20 protein-coding genes are annotated in these 20,085 nt (G+C 58.5%); 6 read left to right on the top strand and 14 right to left on the bottom strand.

Annotated features, from left to right (window positions below; all coding sequences use genetic code 11):
* Positions 1-162: 162 nt before the first annotated feature.
* Positions 163-621: an Lrp/AsnC family transcriptional regulator gene (locus GOW92_RS17480; protein ID WP_170562543.1), complete on the bottom strand. Its 459-nt coding sequence runs from the start codon at positions 619-621 to the stop codon at positions 163-165.
* A gap of 138 nt (positions 622-759) precedes the next feature.
* Between GOW92_RS17480 and ald the strand changes: the two genes are divergently transcribed.
* Entirely contained in the window at positions 760-1,878 is a 1,119-nt protein-coding gene (gene ald / locus GOW92_RS17475) for an alanine dehydrogenase (protein WP_170562540.1), read from the top strand.
* A gap of 194 nt (positions 1,879-2,072) precedes the next feature.
* Here the strand turns inward: ald and GOW92_RS17470 are convergent, their stop codons facing one another.
* The gene (locus GOW92_RS17470; RefSeq protein WP_174822549.1) at positions 2,073-2,885 is read right to left on the bottom strand and encodes a mechanosensitive ion channel family protein; all 813 of its coding nucleotides are present in this window, start codon (positions 2,883-2,885) and stop codon (positions 2,073-2,075) included.
* A 210-nt stretch (positions 2,886-3,095) separates the two neighbouring features.
* Here GOW92_RS17470 and GOW92_RS17465 point away from each other — a divergent pair, with 210 nt between their 5' ends.
* Positions 3,096-3,794, top strand: a complete 699-nt coding sequence (locus tag GOW92_RS17465) for a glutathione S-transferase family protein (RefSeq protein WP_170562534.1) — start codon at positions 3,096-3,098, stop codon at positions 3,792-3,794.
* Here GOW92_RS17465 and GOW92_RS17460 read toward each other — a convergent pair.
* The 12 genes from GOW92_RS17460 to GOW92_RS17405 all read right to left on the bottom strand — a co-directional run bounded on the left by GOW92_RS17460 (position 3,775) and on the right by GOW92_RS17405 (position 16,066).
* A complete protein-coding gene (locus GOW92_RS17460; protein WP_170562531.1) occupies positions 3,775-5,382 on the bottom strand; it encodes a GMC family oxidoreductase in 1,608 nt (535 codons plus the stop codon). The genes GOW92_RS17465 and GOW92_RS17460 overlap by 20 nt on opposite strands.
* Before the next feature lie 73 nt (positions 5,383-5,455).
* Positions 5,456-5,902 (bottom strand): YtoQ family protein, encoded by a 447-nt coding sequence (locus tag GOW92_RS17455; RefSeq protein WP_170562529.1) that lies wholly within the window; start codon positions 5,900-5,902, stop codon positions 5,456-5,458.
* Between the two features lie 81 nt (positions 5,903-5,983).
* A complete protein-coding gene (pheT, locus tag GOW92_RS17450; protein ID WP_170562526.1) occupies positions 5,984-8,380 on the bottom strand; it encodes a phenylalanine--tRNA ligase subunit beta in 2,397 nt (798 codons plus the stop codon).
* 88 nt (positions 8,381-8,468) lie between these two features.
* The gene (locus GOW92_RS17445) at positions 8,469-8,876 is read right to left on the bottom strand and encodes a cupin domain-containing protein (protein ID WP_170562524.1); all 408 of its coding nucleotides are present in this window, start codon (positions 8,874-8,876) and stop codon (positions 8,469-8,471) included.
* Positions 8,877-8,941: 65 nt separating this feature from the next.
* Complete coding sequence (locus tag GOW92_RS17440; RefSeq protein WP_170562522.1) at positions 8,942-9,748, bottom strand: alpha/beta hydrolase family esterase; 807 nt, start codon at positions 9,746-9,748, stop codon at positions 8,942-8,944.
* A 142-nt stretch (positions 9,749-9,890) separates the two neighbouring features.
* Positions 9,891-10,202, bottom strand: a complete 312-nt coding sequence (locus GOW92_RS17435; RefSeq protein ID WP_170562519.1) for a hypothetical protein — start codon at positions 10,200-10,202, stop codon at positions 9,891-9,893.
* Between the two features lie 8 nt (positions 10,203-10,210).
* Complete coding sequence (gene pheS, locus GOW92_RS17430; RefSeq protein ID WP_170562516.1) at positions 10,211-11,284, bottom strand: phenylalanine--tRNA ligase subunit alpha; 1,074 nt, start codon at positions 11,282-11,284, stop codon at positions 10,211-10,213.
* A 65-nt stretch (positions 11,285-11,349) separates the two neighbouring features.
* Positions 11,350-12,417, bottom strand: a complete 1,068-nt coding sequence (locus GOW92_RS17425; RefSeq protein ID WP_170562513.1) for a Hint domain-containing protein — start codon at positions 12,415-12,417, stop codon at positions 11,350-11,352.
* 119 nt (positions 12,418-12,536) lie between these two features.
* A complete protein-coding gene (locus GOW92_RS17420; RefSeq protein WP_170562510.1) occupies positions 12,537-13,907 on the bottom strand; it encodes a glutamate--cysteine ligase in 1,371 nt (456 codons plus the stop codon).
* Between the two features lie 64 nt (positions 13,908-13,971).
* On the bottom strand, positions 13,972-14,499 hold the full coding sequence (locus GOW92_RS17415; protein ID WP_170562507.1) for a hypothetical protein: 528 nt from the start codon (positions 14,497-14,499) through the stop codon (positions 13,972-13,974).
* The gene (locus GOW92_RS17410; protein WP_368040302.1) at positions 14,496-15,344 is read right to left on the bottom strand and encodes a GNAT family N-acetyltransferase; all 849 of its coding nucleotides are present in this window, start codon (positions 15,342-15,344) and stop codon (positions 14,496-14,498) included. Before GOW92_RS17410 ends, GOW92_RS17415 begins: the two co-directional genes overlap by 4 nt.
* Positions 15,341-16,066, bottom strand: coding sequence for a 16S rRNA (uracil(1498)-N(3))-methyltransferase (locus tag GOW92_RS17405; RefSeq protein ID WP_170562504.1), 726 nt, complete (start codon positions 16,064-16,066; stop codon positions 15,341-15,343). Before GOW92_RS17405 ends, GOW92_RS17410 begins: the two co-directional genes overlap by 4 nt.
* Before the next feature lie 12 nt (positions 16,067-16,078).
* Here GOW92_RS17405 and ubiA point away from each other — a divergent pair, with 12 nt between their 5' ends.
* The 4 genes from ubiA to GOW92_RS17385 all read left to right on the top strand — a co-directional run bounded on the left by ubiA (position 16,079) and on the right by GOW92_RS17385 (position 20,060).
* The gene (gene ubiA, locus GOW92_RS17400; protein ID WP_170562501.1) at positions 16,079-17,041 is read left to right on the top strand and encodes a 4-hydroxybenzoate octaprenyltransferase; all 963 of its coding nucleotides are present in this window, start codon (positions 16,079-16,081) and stop codon (positions 17,039-17,041) included.
* Between the two features lie 65 nt (positions 17,042-17,106).
* Complete coding sequence (locus tag GOW92_RS17395) at positions 17,107-19,035, top strand: OmpA family protein (protein WP_170562497.1); 1,929 nt, start codon at positions 17,107-17,109, stop codon at positions 19,033-19,035.
* 1 nt (position 19,036) lies between these two features.
* The gene (locus GOW92_RS17390; protein ID WP_058273621.1) at positions 19,037-19,357 is read left to right on the top strand and encodes a hypothetical protein; all 321 of its coding nucleotides are present in this window, start codon (positions 19,037-19,039) and stop codon (positions 19,355-19,357) included.
* A gap of 175 nt (positions 19,358-19,532) precedes the next feature.
* Positions 19,533-20,060, top strand: a complete 528-nt coding sequence (locus GOW92_RS17385) for a hypothetical protein (RefSeq protein ID WP_170562494.1) — start codon at positions 19,533-19,535, stop codon at positions 20,058-20,060.
* Positions 20,061-20,085 lie beyond the last annotated feature (25 nt).

Raw genomic sequence — 20,085 nt, 5'->3', positions numbered from 1 at the left:
GGTATCCGACGGTATCCCCACACAAATGAGCACACAATGGCGGTGAGGCATTTTACATCCCTTTTGCCAGCGAAATGGCTTAGTTCAAACGGATCGGTGGTATACTCTGTGCGGTTTCGAAGCTGCGCACCTGACCCCGTTCACCCTGCGCCAGCCAGATAGTCACACCGGCAAGGCGGTCGTTTTGAACACGGTGCGCAGTGCGAATGAGCTTTGCATCTGCGCCACCCCGGGAAGCCGCGAAAGGTATTGACGGTGAATGCGGGCGAAATCCTCGGTATTCTCAGCAACAACTTTCAAAATATAGTCTGCCGTACCTGCCATAAGGTGACATTCAAGAACGTCGGGAATACGCGCCACCGCTTTTTCGAACGCGTCCAACAGCTCTTCTGCCTGACCTTGCAGGGTGATCTCGACAAACACCGTGGTGGGGACATTCATCTTGCGTGCATCCAGCAGCGCCACATAGTTGCGAATGTACCCTTCGGCCTCAAGTCGCTGGACTCGACGATGACAGGCCGAGGGCGACAGATTCACCTGATCTGACAGTTCTGCATTCGACATCCTGCCATTTCGCTGCAGGGCAGCCAGAATCTTTTTATCAGTCGTATCAAGGCTCATTCGCGCACATCCTTTGCAAGATGAGGCAACATTACAGGAAATTATCGCAAAGAAAAACCAAATGACGGGCAGAGTTTCACAGAAATTGCATCCCAGGTTGCCCATAATTTAGGCAGTTTATGAATGGAGGAGCAAAACATGAAAATCGGTTGCCCCAAGGAAATCAAACCCCAGGAATTTCGTGTTGGCATGACGCCTAACGCCGCGCAAGAAGCTGTCGCGCGCGGCCACGAAGTTATCATTGAAACCAATGCCGGCATGGGTTCCGGTTTTGACAACGACTCGTATATCGCTGCAGGTGCCCGCATCGTCGACACCGCAGAAGAAGTGTTCGCGACCGCGGACATGATCGTAAAGGTCAAAGAGCCCCAGGCGATTGAACGCAAGATGCTGCGCGAAGGTCAGCTGCTGTTCACCTATCTGCACCTGGCACCCGATCCAGACCAGACCCACGACCTGCTGGCATCAGGCTGCACGGCAATTGCCTATGAAACCGTAACCGACCGTAACGGCGGCCTGCCGCTGTTGGCGCCAATGTCCGAAGTTGCCGGTCGCCTGGCACCTCAGGTTGGTTCGTGGACCCTGCAAAAGGCAAATGGCGGCCGCGGCGTTCTGATGGGCGGCGTTCCGGGTGTCGGCCCGGCCAAGGTCATCGTGATCGGCGGCGGCGTTGTTGGTACCCACGCGGCCAAGATCGCGGCAGGCATGGGCGCTGATGTCACCGTGTTGGACCGCTCACTGCCGCGCCTGCGTTACCTTGACGACGTCTTCGGCGGCACATTCAAAAGCCAGTACTCCACAGCCGGCGCAACGGCCGAGCTGATCCAGGATGCCGACATGGTTATCGGTGCTGTTCTGATCCCGGGCGCTGCGGCACCCAAGCTGATCTCGCGCGCGCAGTTGTCCACCATGAAACCCGGCGCGGTTTTGGTTGACGTTGCCATCGACCAGGGCGGCTGCTTTGAAACCTCCAAGGCGACCACCCATGCGGACCCGATCTACGAAGTTGACGGCGTCATGCACTACTGCGTGGCCAACATGCCGGGCGCAGTTGCGCGCACCTCGACCATCGCACTGGGCAACGCGACCATGCCGTTCATGCTTTCGCTGGCAAGCAAAGGCTGGAAGAAAGCGTGTCAGGACGACCCGCATCTGCTGGCAGGCCTGAACGTACATGCCGGTCAGTTGACCTATGAAGCCGTCGGTACGGCACTGGGTCTGGACGTTGTCTCGCCCGAGGCAATCGTCAACGCCTGAAGCACTCCCGTCCCTGAAAGCACCCGCAGAGCGGCTGCTTTACAGTGTTGGGCATGGCGGCGCGCCTTTGGCGCGCCGCTTTTCGTTTATGGCCACGATCCTGGCTTCCCAAAAAGAAACGCCGCGCTGAAAGCGCGGCGCCGGGCCCAACCGTAGGAGGGCATTTCCAATGCCCGCGCGACGGGCGCGAGCCTTTACCCTTCCTTGTGGATTTCCACCGAATGCGGGTAGGGAATCGAAACACCTTTGGCGTCAAAGGCTTCCTTGACAGCTTTGGTCAGATCGAACTTCACATCCCAATAATCCGCTGCCGCGCACCACAGGCGCGCTGTCAGATCAACCGAGCTGTCGCCCAGATTGGTCACGCGAACCCACGGTTCCGGGTCATCCATGATGCGCTCATCAGCCTTGGCGACATCCAGAATGATCTTCATTGCCTCATCTGCACTGTCACCATAGTCGATGCCGAACACCAGATCGACGCGGCGCGTGTCATGAGCCGAGTAGTTGGTGATGATTGATCCCCAGGACTGGCCGTTCGGCACAATGATCTGGACGTTGTCTGGCGTCACCAATTCAGTCGTGAACAGGTTCAGGTCTTTCACCGTCCCCGCGGTTCCGCCGATATCGACATATTGACCCAGCTTGTAGGGACGGAAGACAACCAGCATAACACCGGCAGCAAGATCGCTCAGAGTTCCCTGCAGGGCCAGACCGATGGCAAGTGATGCAGCACCCAGAATGGCGACGATACTTGTCGCCTGAATGCCAAAGATGCCCAGGACGGCAACCAGCACCATGGCCAGTATGACCCACTTCACCAAGCTGGCGACAAAATTCCCAAGTGTCGGATCAATTTGCGGCGTCGCATTGATCCGGCGGCGGACCATGCCGGCAATGGCACCAGCAACGATCCACCCAAGAATTAGTACGAACAGCGCCTTGACCGCGCTTATGATCAGCGGGGCGAATGCACCCACCTGTGTTACGACGTCATCCACGCGCATCTCCTTTCGATTCACGGCGAACCCGCGTCTCTCGGCGCGGGATTGGCGGAATAGTGGTCCATAAGCGCGCTTCGGTCTAGGTGCGAGATACACAGGTTTTCCCCGTTGTTCCCAATTACACAGGCCCTGACCGGGTACGCACAGCACAAACACTGGCAAGACAGGGTCACCATGCCTAACTATTGCAGGCAACCCATGACAGGAGCCCCCATGCTGGACACCGCCTCTCACCCGATTACAGCCCGCTGGCCTGCGCAGTTTCCAGACAGGATTCAGCTCTACTCTTTTCCCACACCCAACGGCGTCAAAGCGTCAATCATGCTGGAAGAAACCGGCTTGGCCTATGAAGCCCACCGGGTGACCCTTTCAGACACGGACGTCAAAAGCCCCGAGTTTCTTTCACTGAACCCAAACAACAAGATCCCGGCGATTATCGACCCGAACGGCCCTGATGGCACACCCATTAGCCTGTTCGAAAGCGGTGCAATCCTGATTTACCTAGCAGAGAAAAGCGGGAAGTTTCTGGGCCAGACCAAAGCTGACAAGTACCGCGTGATCCAATGGGTGATGTTCCAGATGGGGGGCGTCGGTCCGATGTTCGGGCAATTGGGATATTTCCACAAATTCGCAGGTAGCGAGATCGAGGACCCGCGCCCGCGCGAGCGTTACGTGAACGAAGCCAAGCGGCTGCTGAACGTTCTGAACCAACAGCTTGAGGGTCGCGATTGGATTGCCGATGAATACTCAATTGCCGATATCGCAATCGCGCCGTGGCTGCGCGGGCTTGAGTTCTACAATGCTCACGACCTTGTCGGCTGGGAAGACCACGCAAATCTGTTGGCTTATCTCGATCGGTTCTTGAATCGCCCCGCGGTGCAGAAAGGCTTGGTTACGCCGCCCCGCGATTGATTGTTTCGGCGATCTTTTCTGCAATCATGATAGTGGGCGCATTGGTATTGCCACCAATAAGTGTCGGCATGATCGATGCGTCCACAACCCGCAGCCCATCAACGCCATGAACGCGGCCTTCGATGTCCACCACCGCCATATCGTCCACCCCCATCTTACAAGTTCCGACCGGGTGATAAATCGTATCGGCGCGGTTCCTGATATCGGCTTCTAGCGCTTCGTCGCTTCCGTCATGTGCATAGAGACGCTTTTTCCGCCACGGCTCAAGCGGTTCAGCTTCTAGAACTGACTCCATAACACGCGCCCCGCGCTTCAAAAGATCCAGATCACGGTTATCGCTAAGATAAGCCGGATCAATGCGCGGCGGCTCTCCGGCCTGATCCGAGCTAAGCCCAACACTGCCGCGGCTGAACGGGCGCAAGACACAGACATGACACGAAAACCCGTGCGGCAAGTGAATCTTTCGCATGTGGTCGTCGACGATGCCGACAACAAAATGAAGCTGAAGATCTGGCTTGGCGACGGAAGGGTCCGATTTGATAAACGCGCCGCCTTCGGCAAAGGGGGTGGCAAACAGGCCCTCTCCGGTGCGACGCCAGTCCAGGCCGGCCTTGGCCAACTTCAACAGGCCACCAGGTGTAAGCCCAACAACGTCTTTACGTTTCGAATGATAGCTGAGGACATAGTCCAGATGATCCTGCAGGTTTTGACCAACGCCGGGCAAGTCGTGCTGAACCGCGATACCGTGCTGCTTCAACTCGGCTTCCGGCCCGATACCTGACAACATCAGCAATTGCGGCGAACCAAATGCGCCCCCGGACAGGATAACTTCCCGCCGGGCGCGCACTTCGACCGCTTTGCCCTTCCGACGCAGCAACACACCGGTTGCGCGCTTTTTGTCAAAAAGGATCTTCTCGGCTTCTACCCCGGTCATGATCGTCAGATTTGGCCGTGTTTTGATGCCCCGTAAATAGGCCGCCGCGGCCGAGCAACGTTCACCCTTATGCTCTCCGCCGTGGAACTGCGTGACCTGATACAAGCCCGCCCCTTCCTGTTCCGGCCCGTTGAAGTCGTCTGTCTCGCGAATTTGCTGCTGGCCGCAGGCTTCCACAAAGGCATGTGAGATCGAGCGCGGCTCGGACTGGTTCGACACTTGCAACGGACCATCGCCGCCATGAAGGTCATCCGCGCCGCGCTCATTGCCTTCGGACTTTCGAAAGTAGGGCAGGACGTTTTCCCAATCCCAACCCTCGCATCCCAGATCCGCCCATTCATCATAGTCGCTGGGGTGACCGCGCACGTACAGCATCGCATTGATCGCCGACGACCCGCCCAATGCCTTGCCCCGCGGCTGAAACCCTTTGCGACCATTCAACCCGGGCTGACGCACGGTTTCAAAGGCCCAATTATTCAGCTTGGGTCGCCCCGAAACCATGGCTGCTACAAGAGCCGGAGCCCGGATCACCAGATCCTCGCCAGCTCCGCCCGCTTCAAGCAGGCAAACGCTTGTGTCTGGATCTTCGCTCAGCCGCGCGGCCATAACACATCCGGCGGACCCACCGCCCACGATGACATAGTCGAATTCCATGAATGTCTCCCCGTACTGCCCAAGCAGACGGTAGAAAGCACTCTGAATTCACGCAAGGAAAACGTCGCGTGAGTTATTTTGGCAGCGCGCCCGTCAGAACATAGCGCAGTACATCAACGACTTGGCCCGGTTGCTCGGCCACGGCCAGCGCCGCCGCATCCACCTCTTTCAACGCGTGTTGGTGATCAGGGCCGTGCAGCACAATCAGTGATTTCCCCAGAGCCGCGGCGTAACCCGCGTCAAATGCAGCGTTCCACTGTTTGTATTTTTCACCGAACCGGACCACGACCACATCGGCATCCGCGATGCCCTTGCGCGTGCGGATCGCGTTGACCATTGCGCCTTTGTGGTCGTGCCAATACTTGTTTGGCTCGGCCCCCAGAATGGCCACACCGCAGTCATCGCTGGCCGCGTGATCAGTCACAGGACTGTTGAACGTGATGTCCAGACCCTGAGCGCCCTCGATGATCTGTTCCCGCCAATCGGTATGGATTTCGCCGGATAGGTAAACGTTCAGCATCTTTTGCTCCTCCGCAAAAACAGAAAGGGCGCCGCCGCCCTTTCATCTTTTCAAAAAACTCCAGCCGGATGCGGCCAGGCATCACCCGCGCAGAACGCCGCCAGTCGCCTTGGTGACCTTCGCGATGATTTTCTCAGCCACCGCTTCGATGTCTTTTTCCTTTAGCGTCGCATCCGTCGGCTGGAGGCGAACAGTGATGGCCAGAGATTTCTTACCCTCACCCAGGCTACCGCCGATAAACTCGTCAAAGACCCGGACGTCCTCGATCAGTGCCTTGTCAGCACCCGCTGCGGCGTTCACCAGTGTCAGCGCTTCGACGCCCTCGTCGACGACAAAGGCAAAGTCACGCTCGACCGCCTGAAGATCGCGCAATTCCAGCGCCGCTCGGGTGGCACCGGACTTACGTGGCAGTGGCACCTCTTCCGGCCAGATGGTGAAAGCCATCGCAGGGCCTTTGATATCCATCGCCTGCAACACGCGCGGGTGCAGCTCACCAAAGACGCCCAACACCTTTTTCGGGCCAAGACAGATCTTGCCGTGACGGCCAGGATGCCACCACGCATCACCGTCGCGCAGGACCTGCACTTTAGCGGGCGCACCGATTGCGGCCAGCACAGCCTCGGCATCTGCTTTGGCGTCAAACACATCGACAGGGCGCGAAGCACCGTGCACATCCTTGGGACCGCTGCGCCCAACCAAAAGGCCAGTGATCTGGGTTTTTTGATCGCCAGGCTCGCCATCGTGAAACACCGGGCCAACCTCGAACAGCGCGACATCGGTATAGCCACGCGCTTGATTTCGTGCCGCAGCCTGCAACAGGCCGGGCAGCAAATCGGGGCGCATATGGCTCATCTCGGACGAGATCGGGTTTTCAAGCTGCGTCGCCTCATCCCCGCCACCGAACAACGCGGCCGAGGCCTGATCGATGAAGGTATAGCTGACACATTCGTTGTACCCCAGCGCCGCACAAGTGCGACGTGCCATCGACTGACGCCGCTGCGACGGGGTCATCACCGCCTTGGGAATACCATCCGTAATACGCGGCAGCGGCTTACCCTGCAGTTTGGTCAGAGATGCAATCCGGGCGACCTCTTCCACCAAATCGGCCTCACCCATAACATCGGGACGCCAGCTGGGGACATGCGCCATCTCACCCTCAAGGCGGAAGCCCAAACGCGTCAGAGTCTGGCGCTGCTCGGCCTCGGGAATGTCCATGCCGACCAGCGACTTAACACGCTCAGCGTCCAGCTTATAGGCACGCGAATGATCCGGCACCTTGCCAGCTTCGACCACTTTCGAGGCTTCACCACCGCAGATATCCAGGATCATCTGCGTCGCGTGTTCTAACCCTTCCAGCGTGTATTCCGGGTCCACGCCACGTTCGAACCGGTAACGCGCGTCCGAGTTGATCTTGAGTGCACGGCCCGTCAGAGCGATCTGCACATAATCCCAGAATGCGCTTTCGAGGAAGACATTCACAGTGTCATCAGTGCAGCCCGTTTCCTCACCACCCATGACGCCGGCAATAGATTCCGGACCTTTTTCGTCCGAAATCACCATCATGCCGGGCTGCATGGTGTATTCCTTCTCGTCCAACGCCACCAGCTTTTCGCCACCATTGGCACGGTGAACGCGCAGGTTGCCCTGAACCTTATCGGCGTCGAACACGTGCAACGGACGGTTCTGGTCGAAGGTCATGTAGTTGGTGATATCGACCAACGCCGAGATCGGACGCAGACCAATTGCCTTCAACTGATCCTGCAGCCATTGCGGGCTGGGGCCGTTTTTGACGCCCTTGATCAGACGACCGGTGAAATGCGGCGCGTCGTCCAGCGTATCCTCATCAATTGTCACCTTGATCGGGCTTTCGAAATCACCCGGCACCGGCACATAATCACGCTCTTTTAGCGTGCCAACACCGCGCGCAGCCAGGTCGCGGGCGATCCCGGCCACGCCCAGCGCATCAGGGCGGTTCGGCGTGATCGCGATTTCGATCATCGGATCGACCTTCGCGGGTTCGTTTTCGGCCAGCCAGTCGACGAACTTGTCGCCCACTTCGCCCGAGGGTAGCTCGATGATGCCGTCATGCTCGTCCGACAGCTCCAGCTCGCGCTCAGAGGCCATCATGCCATAGCTTTCGACACCGCGGATTTTGCCGACGCTGATGGTCAGGTCCAGACCGGGGATATACATGCCGGGTTTACAGACAACGACAGTGATCCCTTCGCGCGCATTCGGCGCGCCGCAGATGATCTGCAGATCGCCCTCGTCGGTCGCGACCGTGCACACACGCAGCTTGTCGGCATCAGGATGTTTTTCCGCGTGCTTCACATAGCCCAGCGTAAAGCCTGCCAGACGGTCCGCAGGGTTCACGATCTCTTCGACTTCCAGTCCAAGATCGGTCAGCGTCTCTGCAATCTCATCCACCGACGCATCGGTGTCGAGGTGGTCTTTCAGCCAGGAAAGAGTGAATTTCATCGGTCGGTATCCGCCAGTAAATCTAGGGTCAGACCGCGTTTAGCGGATATTGCGGACAGGGGAAAGAGGGTGGGGGGGGCTTGGGCGCCTACTCTTCCGCGACCGTGTTGGAAACGCCCTCTGCACCGGCAAACACGGCCAGAATCCGTGCAATTTCACCACCTGAGTTCACCCCGGCATGAGGTGAGCGGAATGCCTCGACCAGCGCGTCACCGGTTTTGTAGGTTTTGGTCCCGGCATCCCCGTAGTCCACGGTGATTTCACCCTCTAGCATGTAAGCCGCCAATGGGGTCTCGTGCCGGTGCCAGCCAGTTTTTTGGCCGGGCTGCATGGTCACGATGGCCATGGTTATCTGCGCCTTGCCTTCGGGGTATTCCAGCGGTTCGCCAATCACGGATTTATCGGTCTGCAACAGAACCTCAACCGGCGGATAAGTATCTCGCGCCAGAACAGGTGTGGCGGCAAGGATCAGGGCGCTTAGGAGCAAGGCTTTCATCGGGCAGTTCCATTTTCGGATCATTCCGGGCAACCAAGCTGGAAATACCCGTCCAAGTCAAATGATCAGGGGTATGTCGGTTCACGCCCCAGCAGCTCATCCAACTGCCGCCCAATCCAGCCGTGCGGGATGAAATGCCCGCCCGGATGCGTATCCAGCGAAACCTGCCCCCGGGCGCAATCGGTCCATTCCACCCGGCTGAGCGTCAGGATCGGCACCACGCTCCAATCCCCGCGCGGCGTCGCTGTTTCACACCCGAACTTCTGCCGCCACAGTGCCACCGGATAGGTCGTATCCCCGCCCGGCCCAAAAGGGAAATCCATCACGGTATCGCTGGTCCCGTGCACATGGCGCACCTCGGCCGGGGCCTGCGGGCAGTCCTCGGTCTGGCGGATCGAGCCTGCGACCGCCAGCAAAGCGGCCGTGTCATTTCCCGACTGACAGACATAACGCCACGCCATCGCGCCGCCGAACGAATAGCCAGAGACATAGATGCGGTCCGGGTCAATCGGATAGCGTTTGGCGACGTCCTCCAACACCCGGTCGGCAAAAGGCACGTCGCCGGTGTCCGAGGTCCAGAAATCCCAGCTTTTGCCCAACCCGTTCGGGGCCACCAACAACACACCGCGCAGCTTGGTCGCGCCTGCGATTCGCTCATGATTCACCACTACGGTCCCCTGCCGCGCCCAACCGTGGAAATGCAGCAACACCGGCAAAGGGGTTTCCCCGTCCCAACCCTCAGGTTCCAGCACATGGTATGAGCGGTCACCGAGCTCACAGGCGGTATCGCCGTGGCAGTCGGTGTTCCATGGCCCCATGGCAAAGGTGGGTGTGACGGTCAGCAAGATAAGGCAGAGCAGTCGGTAAATCATCTGCCGAACCCTAGCGAGACTGCGCCCGCTGTCACGTCACAACCCCGTGCGAGATTGTGACAAGCCGCGCTATCGGGCTTTGCTCCGCGCATGCTCTTTGAAACGATCAATTCGAAAGGTTTACCACCAGTAGAAACACTATCTACCACCACTTCCAAAAACCGCTGTTCCGTCTATTGATCTGGTCTTGAGTTTTCTCTCTTTGGGTTCTTTCGCGCAGGAAGAAACTTCCTGTCCGCACGAACTCCAGCCCAGCAATAAGAATGCCCGGTAGAAACAGAAGCGCGGACATAAGGAAAGCGATCACGACGGCAGTCGAGTCACTTTCCCAAATCCGCGATGCGAGCGTTGGCAACACAAACAGCGCGAGAAACAAACATAACAGCCAAAGCAGTGGAAGTTTGGAAACCCTAAGTTTCCACCAATCGCGATATGCTGTTAGCCAGTCGTCCAATCATTTCTCTAACGGCTCAAACCACCATGCAGGTTCGGCATATCCAGCGCTGCAAACCCGTAGTGGCGCAGCCAGCGCAGGTCGCTATCAAAGAACGCCCGCAAATCGGGAATGCCGTATTTCAGCATCGCCAGACGGTCGATACCGATGCCAAAGGCAAAGCCCTGATAGACGTCCGGATCAATCCCACCGGCGGCGATCACTTTGGGGTGGACCATGCCGGAGCCCAGAATCTCCATCCAGTCGTCGCCCTCGCCAATCTTCAGCTGGCCGTTATCCCATGAACAGCGGATATCGACCTCGGCCGACGGTTCGGTGAAGGGGAAGTGCGAGGCGCGGAAGCGAAGTTCGACATCGTCGACCTCGAAGAACGCCTTCACGAACTCTTCGAGAACCCATTTCAGGTTCGCCATCGAGATGTCCTGGTCGATGGCCAGCCCTTCGACCTGATGGAACATCGGCGTGTGGGTCTGGTCATAGTCGGCGCGGTACACTCCACCCGGGCAGATCACGCGGATCGGCGCGCCCTGTTTCTCCATCGAGCGGATCTGCACTGGCGAGGTATGGGTGCGCAGCACATGCGGCGGGCGATTGTCGCCCTCGGCGCGGTGCATGTAGAACGTGTCCATCTCGGCCCGTGCAGGGTGGTGGCCGGGGATGTTCAGGGCGTCAAAGTTGTACCAGTCGTCTTCGATCCGCGGCCCTTCGGCCACCGAAAAGCCCAGTTCGGCAAAGATCGCGGTCAGTTCCTCGGTCGCCTGGCTGACCGGGTGGATGGAGCCCTGACGGCGCGCGCGGGTTGGCAGAGTCACATCCAGCCATTCTGTGCGCAGGCGTTCGTCCAGCGCGGCATCGGCCAAAGCGGCTTTCTTGGCTGACAGGGCCGAGTTGATCTCATCCTTCAGGGCGTTCAGCGCAGGACCTGCAACCTGGCGTTCTTCGGGTGTCATCTTACCTAACTCGCGCATCTTCAGCGCGACCTCACCCTTTTTGCCGACAGCCGCGACACGGATCGCTTCGAGTGCGTTTTCGTCGCCTGCATCGGCGATCTGACCCAGATATTTTGCCTTAAGATCGTCCATGACGGTTCCCTGAATGCTGTTGAGGCTCTGCTATCACAGCAGTCCGCGAAAGCAAGAGGGGCGGATCAGATCGCCCGCAGCATTGCCGCTTGCGGGCCGCACTGCACGGGGCGAATGGTCGGGCCATAGGTTTGAGGTTGTTCCAGAAGCTCGGGGAACAAGGCGAACAGTTCGTCAGCAGCGTCACGATCAAGGCTGGATAAAGCCTGCGCGCCAGGGAAGAAGCTCTCCGAGATCAGGCCGGAGGTCGACACCAGTTGATGCCGGTCAAAGAACAGATGGACATAGTGGACAATGTCGCAAGGCGCGGATGTGATGAAGGTGTCATTGATCAGCGACTTGGCTGGGACAAGCACTTCATCTTCTCCAAACAGCAGTTGCGCTTGCCACCCCGCCACCAGCAGACGATGTTGCGGCGAGACGTACACATCTCTTTCCGCCCCCAACGCCCCGGCGTGGATGCGAACCGGCGCAAAACGACCCCGCCCGGATACGGTGCGGCCACCAGTCCAGCGTATGGCGCAGGCACCATCGTCCTGCGTCACCACAAGATCACCGGGGATCAGAGTTTCAACCCTGCGCGGACCATCCGGCGTGTCGACCAATGTACCGGCTGCGAAACACTGTGCGCCGCTATCGCCGGGCGAAAGCGGCGCATATACCAGTGTGTCGGGATCAGGCTGGTTGAATTGCAAGGTCGTCGTAGTCTGGTTCGGCCCCACAAGAACCGGCAGATTTTCCGATGTTTCCCCTGCGGCCAACCCGTTTTGGGCTACGATATTCGTGGTTCCACCGCCGATATCATAGAAATCAATGACCTCGCCTGTGGACGTATTGGTCAGCGCGTAAGCTTCGTAGTTGTTAGAACCGCCGCCATTGGGATCTGTCAGCAGGATCGGAAAGAAATCCGCGGATATCACAAAGACCCGTTCATTATTGTCGGGGTCTATCGAGACTTGAACCGACGGGTGGTCCAGTGGGATCTCGATACCAACCTGGCCATTCGCCTGATAGAATGACACTGTGAAATTAGCCGGATCCTCATCGGATCTCAGCGCGACCTCAAGAAACTCCGACACACCGCTTTGCGCGGCGTAAGCATTGGAATAGTGCAGTTCGCTGATACGGGCCATTATGCCATCACGCTCGGGAAAACCTTGCCCACAATACCCGATGAACCCCGCCGATTGGCAAGGTCACATCGAATTAATTGGCAAAAGTTCACTTAAGAGCAACAGAACCCAGAGACGGCTCAGTAACTGAAATCGGGATAAATCCTGGTCAGATCGCCGTTCCAGTCGCCATTGTAGTGATCCAGCAACTCATCCGCCGGAACCTTACCGGTTTCGATACTGTCTTTCAGCGCGTTCAAGAAATGTGTCTCATCCGGCACCAGCCCACCGGCACCGGGGAAGGCGCGGGATTTCAGGCCAGCCTCAGCAATTGAAACGACCTCGCCGGCAAGATCGTGCATGTTGATTTTGCCGACCTGCGCCTGCAAACCGTCCTGAGCTGCAGCGACCCGAAGCGCTTCGCGGGTTTCAGCATCCCAGCCTTTTACCAGATCCCAAGCCGCGTCGAGCGCGCCCTGATCATAGGTCAGACCGACCCAGAATGCGGGTAAGGCGCACAGGCGCCGCCACGGTCCACCATCTGCCCCGCGCATTTCCATGAACTTTTTGATCCGCGCCTCGGGGAAGGCTGTCGTCAGGTGATCTGCCCAATCAGACAGCGTCGGCGTTTCGCCTGGCAACGCAGGCAGTTTGCCTTGCAAAAAGTCCCGGAAGGACTGGCCCAGCGCGTCGATATATTTACCGTCGCGATAGACGAAATACATCGGCACATCCAAGGCGTATTCCACCCAGGCTTCAAACCCGAATCCGTCCTCGAACACGAAGGGCAGCATGCCGGTGCGTGCATCATCCAGATGCCGCCAGATATAGCTGCGCCAGCTTTTCTGGCCGTTGGGCTTGCCTTCGAAGAACGGTGAATTGGCAAACAGAGCGGTTGCCACCGGCTGCAACGCCAGTGCAACGCGCAGTTTCTGCACCATGTCGGCCTCGGACCCAAAGTCGATATTGACCTGAACCGTGCAAGTCCGGCGCATCATCGACCGGCCCATTGTGCCGACCTTTTCCATGTAGTCGTTCATCAGCCGATAGCGCCCCTTGGGCATCAGCGGCATTTCCTCATGCGTCCAGATCGGGGCGGCCCCAAGACCAATGAACCCAACACCGATCTTGTCCGCGATATCCTTCACGTCGCGCAGATGCGCGTTCACCTCGTCACAGGTTTCGTGAATGGTCTCCAACGGCGCGCCCGACAGCTCCAGCTGCCCGCCGGGTTCCAACGAGACGTTCGCCCCGTCTTTTTCCAGCCCGATCAGCTTGCCGGCCTCTTCCACTGGGGCCCAGCCATGCAGATCACGCAGGCCCTGAAGTACCGCAAGAATGGAACGCTCGCCTTCAAAGGGCAGTGGCTTCAGCGTGTCTTTACAATAGCCGAACTTTTCATGCTCGGTTCCGATACGCCAATCCTGTTTGGGCTTGCAGCCCGATTCTAGATATTCGGCCAGTTGCTCATGGCGTTCGATCGGTCCGCCGCCGGACTGGGGGATGGACATGAACCGTGCTCCGATCCTGCTGTGTCTGTCGTTTGGTCAGTCGTGGTCTTAAACCGCGCCAGTGTCAATGCAACCGCAAATGGGCCGGGCGCGAGGGAGTGCGCTCCCAGATAACCACCGGGTGCGTCGCGCCACCGTTCAGTTCCGACAGCATTTGTTCGGTTTTTAACCCAGGCAAGGCCGAGAAGACGTCGAACAGTGCTTCGGCCCCCTCCGCATTCACAGGAATGTGAAGCGCAGGCTGCCCCGGTTGATCCAGAACCCAATGCGCCGGGGACGAAGTCGGATCCAGCGCAAGGCGTTCGATTTCCCGCGCGGCAACGATTCCGCCGTCCAAAGGGCCAAGATAGGTGATCTGGCCCTCGTCGATTGTCACCAGACCGGGACCACCGGCGCCCGAACGAAAGCGGGCACGCTGAACGCCAACGATGGCCAGGGCAATCGAAACGACAATAAGAACCCAACCCAACCAACCCAGCAGCCCACCGGGTCCGCCGATCCAACTAAGGCCAACCAGCAGGACAGCACCAGCAGCAAGCACTTCGCGCCAGCGCCACAGGGCCAATTTGGCTTCGGGTCGGATGAAACTCATGCCGTATCCTCAGGTTTTTTGAACAAAATCAGGGAATAGTGGCCGGCTGGCCTGAACCCAATAGCTATATAGGCACGCGCAGCAGCATCGCTAGCGGCAAACAGAACAGCGCGGGTTGCGCCGTTGCTGCGCGCCTCGCGCAGATGCAACGCGACAGCCAGTCGCGCATAGCCATGCCCACGCAAGTCCGGCGGCGTGTAGACACCCCCAATTTGGACGACTTGGGCTAACCGCGAGTTGAACCCCGTCATCCCAACTGGTTGACCGTCCACCAGCAAAGCCCGATGGGTATCACGTCCGATATAGGCTGCGATGTCTTTTTGCGCCTGTGGTTCCGCCCGCTCAGGGTCAAATCCCATTGCTTCGATCAGGTAGTCTTGCCGCCAACCCACTGCAGTAGACCGGTCCAGATCCTCTAGCGATACAAGTTCCGCGCCAGTGATGTCCGGCATAACAAGGTCTTTTAGATCCAGCGAGAAACCCGGCTCATCACTGTTCAGGGTCGCAGGCCGGTTTTCCCAGCCAGCAAGTTGAAGAACCCGGCGCGCCTGGCCGGCCTCTGCCGCCAGACCGAACAATTTGCGCCCCCGGATTAGGCGAATCGCTTGGCTGAGTTCCTCGTCCGTGCATTCGGGACACTGCGGCAGGACCATACCTTCATTCGTGATCCCAAAAACCGCGCGCGGCCCATCGCCCAGAACCCACATATTGACCGCGCGCGGGTCGGAACCGCGCAAGCCAAAATCCCGCAGGTTGGCCAATGGGAACATCGAGGTCTGGATGTGCCGGAAAAGGAAGCCGTCGATTTCTGGCACATCCTCTTCCTGCGCCAACCGCCACGTCACGACCAATCCCCCAAGGCCTGCTGCCACATGGTCAGCGCCGCGACAGCGGCAGTGTCAGCGCGCAAGATGCGCGGACCGAGGCTGACAACATGGGCAAAAGGCAAAGCCGACAACCTAGCGCGCTCGCGATCGGAAAAGCCGCCCTCAGGGCCGATCAAAATAGCCCAAGGTTGACCCTTTTCATTCGCGGCCAGACGCAGGGCCGATCCGACCTCGGCCTCGTCGCAGAACATGAGCTGGCGGTCCTCGGGCCAGCTGTCAAACACGCGGTCCAGTCGCTGCAATGTGGCAACTCCGGGCACAAAAGTCCCGCCGCATTGCTCGGCCGCCTCGACGGCATGAGCCTGCAAGCGGTCCTGCCGGATGCGTTCAGAATTGGTGAATTCGGTCTGCACGGGCATGATCTGCGCCACGCCCATTTCGGCTGCTTTTTCAACGATGAAGTCCGTGCGCGCCTTTTTAATCGGCGCAAACAGGAACCACAAATCGGGTGGCAACTGCAGCGGTTTGGTCTGTTCCAAACACGTTAAAACGCCACCCCGCTTACCTGCCTCGGTCACCTCGGTCAGCCACTCTCCGTCCTGCCCATTGAACAACGCGACCTGTCCGCCGACGGACAGACGCATGACGCCGAACAGGTAATGGGCCTGATCACGCGTCAAAGGAACCGATTGCCCCTGCCCCAGAGGGTGCTCTACATACAGTCTAATCTTTGCACTCATGAGACCTTACATATGCAAGGCAATGCGCCAACACCAGACGGACAAGTTGCCGACGCCGTCGGCGGCAACTGGGTCGACACCTATGCGCCCGCGTTCACCCGCCCTTATCTGCGCCTCAGCCGTGCGGATCGTCCTATCGGCACCTGGCTGCTGCTGATTCCCTGTTGGTGGGGATTGGCGTTGTCCATCCTCAGTGACGGTAACCCCAGATGGGAGGACCTTTGGATCGCCATCGGTTGCGCTTTCGGCGCATTTCTGATGCGCGGCGCAGGCTGCACATGGAACGACATTACCGACCGCGAGTTCGATGGGCAGGTGGAACGCACCCGATCCCGCCCAATCCCATCCGGTCAGGTCAGCGTGCGTCAGGCCGTGATTTGGATGGGGCTGCAATGCCTGCTGGCGCTGATGATTCTTCTGACGTTCAACCAAGCCGCGATTGCAATGGGCGTGCTGTCGCTGTTGCCGGTGACAATTTACCCCTATGCCAAGCGGTTCACCTGGTGGCCGCAGGTATTTCTGGGCTTGGCCTTCAACTGGGGCATCCTGCTGGCCTGGGCTGCGCACACGGGAACCGTAGGTGTACCCGCAATCACGCTGTACGTGGCCGGAATTGCATGGACGCTGTTCTATGACACGATCTATGCCCATCAGGACGCCGAGGATGACGAGCTGATCGGAATCAAGTCCACAGCCCGCCTGTTTGGAACCGACACTGCACGATGGTTGAAGTATTTCCTGGTCGCCACCGTGGCGCTTATGGGGCTGGCAATAATCGACGCGGCAACGACACAGGCATCAATCATAGCCTTGGTGGTGGCCCTTGCCGGGCCATGGGCGATGGGGTGGCACATGGCCTGGCAACTGCGTGGACTTGATATTGAGGACAACGCCAAACTGCTGCAATTGTTCCGCGCCAACCGCGACACCGGCCTTATTCCGCTGATCTTCCTCTGCGTCGCCTTGTTGCTCTGATTGCACCTTGGCCTAGCCCTCTGTAAGAGTTCCGAACACTCACCCGAGGAGTCGATAGTCCGCACATGCGCCTGCCTTATGTCTTCGTCGTTGCATTTGTCTTCCTTGTGTCCGCAGGGCTGTCTCTTTTGGCGGCAAGTTTTGCCGTGACAAAAGTCGAAGAGGCCTCGGAGTTCGCCGTGCGACGTGCGCTGGACCTGAAGGGCCATGACTGGGCCGAGGTCCAATCGGACGGGCTGCGGGTCGTTCTGACTGGTACGGCTTCGGATGAGGCCACACGATTCAACGCTCTGACAGCGGCAGGGACCGAGGTCGACACCTCGCGCGTCATTGACGAAATGGAAGTCGCACCCACGACGCAGCTGGCCTCGCCACGCTTTTCAGCCGAGATTCTGCGCAACGACAGCGGAATATCGGTTATTGGCCTGATCCCGGTCAGCGAAGATCGCGACGCGCTGACAGAGAGATTGCGCAGGCTGAATGACGGGCCGGTCTCAGATTTGTTGGAAACCGCCGATTATCCAAAGCCGAAAGGATGGGACGAAGCGATTACTTTTGCGGTCGAGGCGCTGACCCGTTTGCCCAGGGCCAAAATCTCGGCCAGCCCCGGTCTTGTGAAGGTGACCGCAATTGCCGACAGCCAGCAGGAAAAAGAGCGGCTCGAGCAAGAGTTGACCCGTGCGGCACCGCCGAGCCTGCGCATTGGCCTGTCGATCTCGGCACCTCGCCCGGTCATTACGCCCTTTACGCTGCGCTATCTGATCGATGAAAATGGCGGGCGTTTCGACGCCTGCTCAGCCCAGGATGAAAAGGCGCGGGATCGGATCGTCGCGGCCGCTCAGGATGCAGGTCTGCATGGCCCGTACTCCTGCACCATCGGTCTGGGCGAACCGTCTCCACGTTGGCCTGATGCCGCTGTGCTCAGCATTCGGGCCTTGTCGGACATCGGTCAGGGTACTGTTACGTTATCAGACGCCGATATCACCTTGGTCGCGGCTGAAGGTACAAGTACCGCGGTGTTCGACCAGGTGATCGGCGAACTGGAAAACGCACTGCCCGAGGTCTTTGCCCTGCACGCGGTTCTGCCGGAACCCGAGACGGAAGACCAATCCGGCCCTCCCGAATTCTCAGCTACGCGGAGCCCCGAAGGGCTGGTGCAAATGCGAGGCCGATTGGGTGATGAAACTCTGCGCGACATGGTCGACAGCTATGCACGTGCTGCATTTGGTTATGAACACGTCCATACAGCTACCCGCATCGCCCCCGACTTACCGGCAGATTGGCCCATTCGCGTCCTGAGCGGGCTTGAGGCACTGTCGCAACTGCACAACGGAGCGCTGACCGTGACGCCGGACGAAGTGGCCCTGAGTGGCATAAGCCATGATCCCAAAACCAGAGCTTATATTTCGGGGTTGCTGTCGGACAAGTTGGGCGAAGCACAGGATTTCAACTTGTCGATCACCTATCAAAAACCACCCGAGCCCGCAGACAAGCTGCCCGACCCGGGTGTTTGCGAAGAGCGCATCGCCGAGGTTCAGGCAGGTTCCAAAATCGCGTTTGAACCAGGTTCTGCCACGGTCGCCGCCGAATCGCGCGATACGGTCAATCAGATCGCCGACATCCTGCGGGAATGCGGACCCATCCGACTGGAGATTCAGGGCCACACTGACAGCCAGGGCCGCGAAGAGATGAACCAGCAGCTCAGCCAGTCGCGGGCGCAATCCATCTTAAATGAGCTGCGCGCGCGGCGCGTGCCCACAGCTAGCTTTACCGCGATGGGCTATGGCGAAACCCAGCCAATCGCCGACAATGATACCGAGGCCGGACGTGAAGAAAACAGGCGCATCGAATTCCGTCTGATCCGGCCCGAACCCATTGCGGATTCCGAAACCGCGCTGGAAGCGATGGAAGACGAAACAGAGACGTCACAAGACGCAGAGCCAGAGGCTGAAGCCACAGAAACGGAAACAGACTCGGGCGCAGGGGACCAGTAAGTTGAACAGAATTGAATTTATCATCGCCACCGCCGTCATACTGTTTGCCGCCTTTTGCATGGGTTGGTTCGCCAACTGGCTGGCACATCGCCTGTCGCGCGTCCGCCAAAGCGACGTGGCCGATCTGGACCGCATGAGCCAGGAACTGCACGAGGCCGAGGAAACGCGCGATCAAGCGATCACATACCTCCAGCAGCGAGAGGCAGAGCTGACGAACCAACTGACCCAGACCGAAGCGGAACTGGCCGCGGCAATGGACGGTCTGCGCGCTGCCCGGCAAGAGGCTGAAGAGTTGCGCGGTCGCATCAACAACGCGGACTGAACGCAACTGCTGTCTTAGGCGGCCTGTGCTTGGTTATGACAAATGAATACGTCGGCACAAATTAGCCGATCACAGGCGGTCGCCTTCAATTTTCAAAACAAATTCAATACTATGAATTGGTGCGTTTTTTGCCTACGCACATCACTGTTCACTATCCAGAAAATTGGAGTGTACTATGAATTTCAAATCATCATTAACTGCTGCTGCAACTCTAAGCATCTTCACTGCTGCCGCCTGGGCGTCAAGTGATGTAATCCCGTCAGAGAATGACACCTTCACCAACTGGGGCGAAGAATCCGGCTGGACAATCTTTGTGGATGACTCCCGTGGGTCCTGCCTGATCGAGCGTATGGACGAAAACCAGAACGTCGTTCAGATGGGTCTGACCAAGGACCACGAGATGGGCTATCTTGGTGTCTTCACGAAGAACGACATTGGCCTGAAGGGTAAGAAAGAAAAGATATTTCTGTCACTCGACGGCAACGTCTACGAAGCTGAAGCGCACAAGAAGACCAAGCATCTCGCTGACGGTTATACCGGCGGGTACATCCTTGCGAATAACGCCCAGTTTGTAGATGACGTCATGAACAAATACGAAATGACGGTGTTTCCGAAAAAAGAGTTCGCATTCACCGTAAGCCTTGATGGGACCAAAAAAGCCATCGAAGCAGCACGGCAATGTAACACGGAACAAAGCACCTAACCTGCTTTGAACAGCCCCGGCACCT

Source organism: Ruegeria atlantica (genome assembly GCF_013032505.1).
Classification (GTDB): domain Bacteria; phylum Pseudomonadota; class Alphaproteobacteria; order Rhodobacterales; family Rhodobacteraceae; genus Ruegeria; species Ruegeria atlantica_F.
The sequence above is the reverse complement of the archived record's forward strand: the minus strand, read 5'-3'. Positions and strand labels throughout refer to the sequence as shown.

Coding starts and splice junctions, on each gene's coding strand:
- GOW92_RS17445 (WP_170562524.1), bottom strand. CDS start 8,876: ATGAAAGCCTTGCTCCTAAGCGCCCTGATCCTTGCCGCCACACCTGTT.
- GOW92_RS17420 (WP_170562510.1), bottom strand. CDS start 13,907: ATGTCCATCCCCCAGTCCGGCGGCGGACCGATCGAACGCCATGAGCAA.
- GOW92_RS17395 (WP_170562497.1), top strand. CDS start 17,107: ATGCGCCTGCCTTATGTCTTCGTCGTTGCATTTGTCTTCCTTGTGTCC.
- ubiA (WP_170562501.1), top strand. CDS start 16,079: ATGCAAGGCAATGCGCCAACACCAGACGGACAAGTTGCCGACGCCGTC.
- GOW92_RS17480 (WP_170562543.1), bottom strand. CDS start 621: ATGAGCCTTGATACGACTGATAAAAAGATTCTGGCTGCCCTGCAGCGA.
- pheT (WP_170562526.1), bottom strand. CDS start 8,380: ATGAAATTCACTCTTTCCTGGCTGAAAGACCACCTCGACACCGATGCG.
- GOW92_RS17470 (WP_174822549.1), bottom strand. CDS start 2,885: ATGCGCGTGGATGACGTCGTAACACAGGTGGGTGCATTCGCCCCGCTG.
- GOW92_RS17385 (WP_170562494.1), top strand. CDS start 19,533: ATGAATTTCAAATCATCATTAACTGCTGCTGCAACTCTAAGCATCTTC.
- GOW92_RS17465 (WP_170562534.1), top strand. CDS start 3,096: ATGCTGGACACCGCCTCTCACCCGATTACAGCCCGCTGGCCTGCGCAG.
- GOW92_RS17425 (WP_170562513.1), bottom strand. CDS start 12,417: ATGGCCCGTATCAGCGAACTGCACTATTCCAATGCTTACGCCGCGCAA.
- ald (WP_170562540.1), top strand. CDS start 760: ATGAAAATCGGTTGCCCCAAGGAAATCAAACCCCAGGAATTTCGTGTT.
- GOW92_RS17460 (WP_170562531.1), bottom strand. CDS start 5,382: ATGGAATTCGACTATGTCATCGTGGGCGGTGGGTCCGCCGGATGTGTT.
- GOW92_RS17455 (WP_170562529.1), bottom strand. CDS start 5,902: ATGCTGAACGTTTACCTATCCGGCGAAATCCATACCGATTGGCGGGAA.
- GOW92_RS17440 (WP_170562522.1), bottom strand. CDS start 9,748: ATGATTTACCGACTGCTCTGCCTTATCTTGCTGACCGTCACACCCACC.
- GOW92_RS17415 (WP_170562507.1), bottom strand. CDS start 14,499: ATGAGTTTCATCCGACCCGAAGCCAAATTGGCCCTGTGGCGCTGGCGC.
- pheS (WP_170562516.1), bottom strand. CDS start 11,284: ATGGACGATCTTAAGGCAAAATATCTGGGTCAGATCGCCGATGCAGGC.
- GOW92_RS17405 (WP_170562504.1), bottom strand. CDS start 16,066: ATGAGTGCAAAGATTAGACTGTATGTAGAGCACCCTCTGGGGCAGGGG.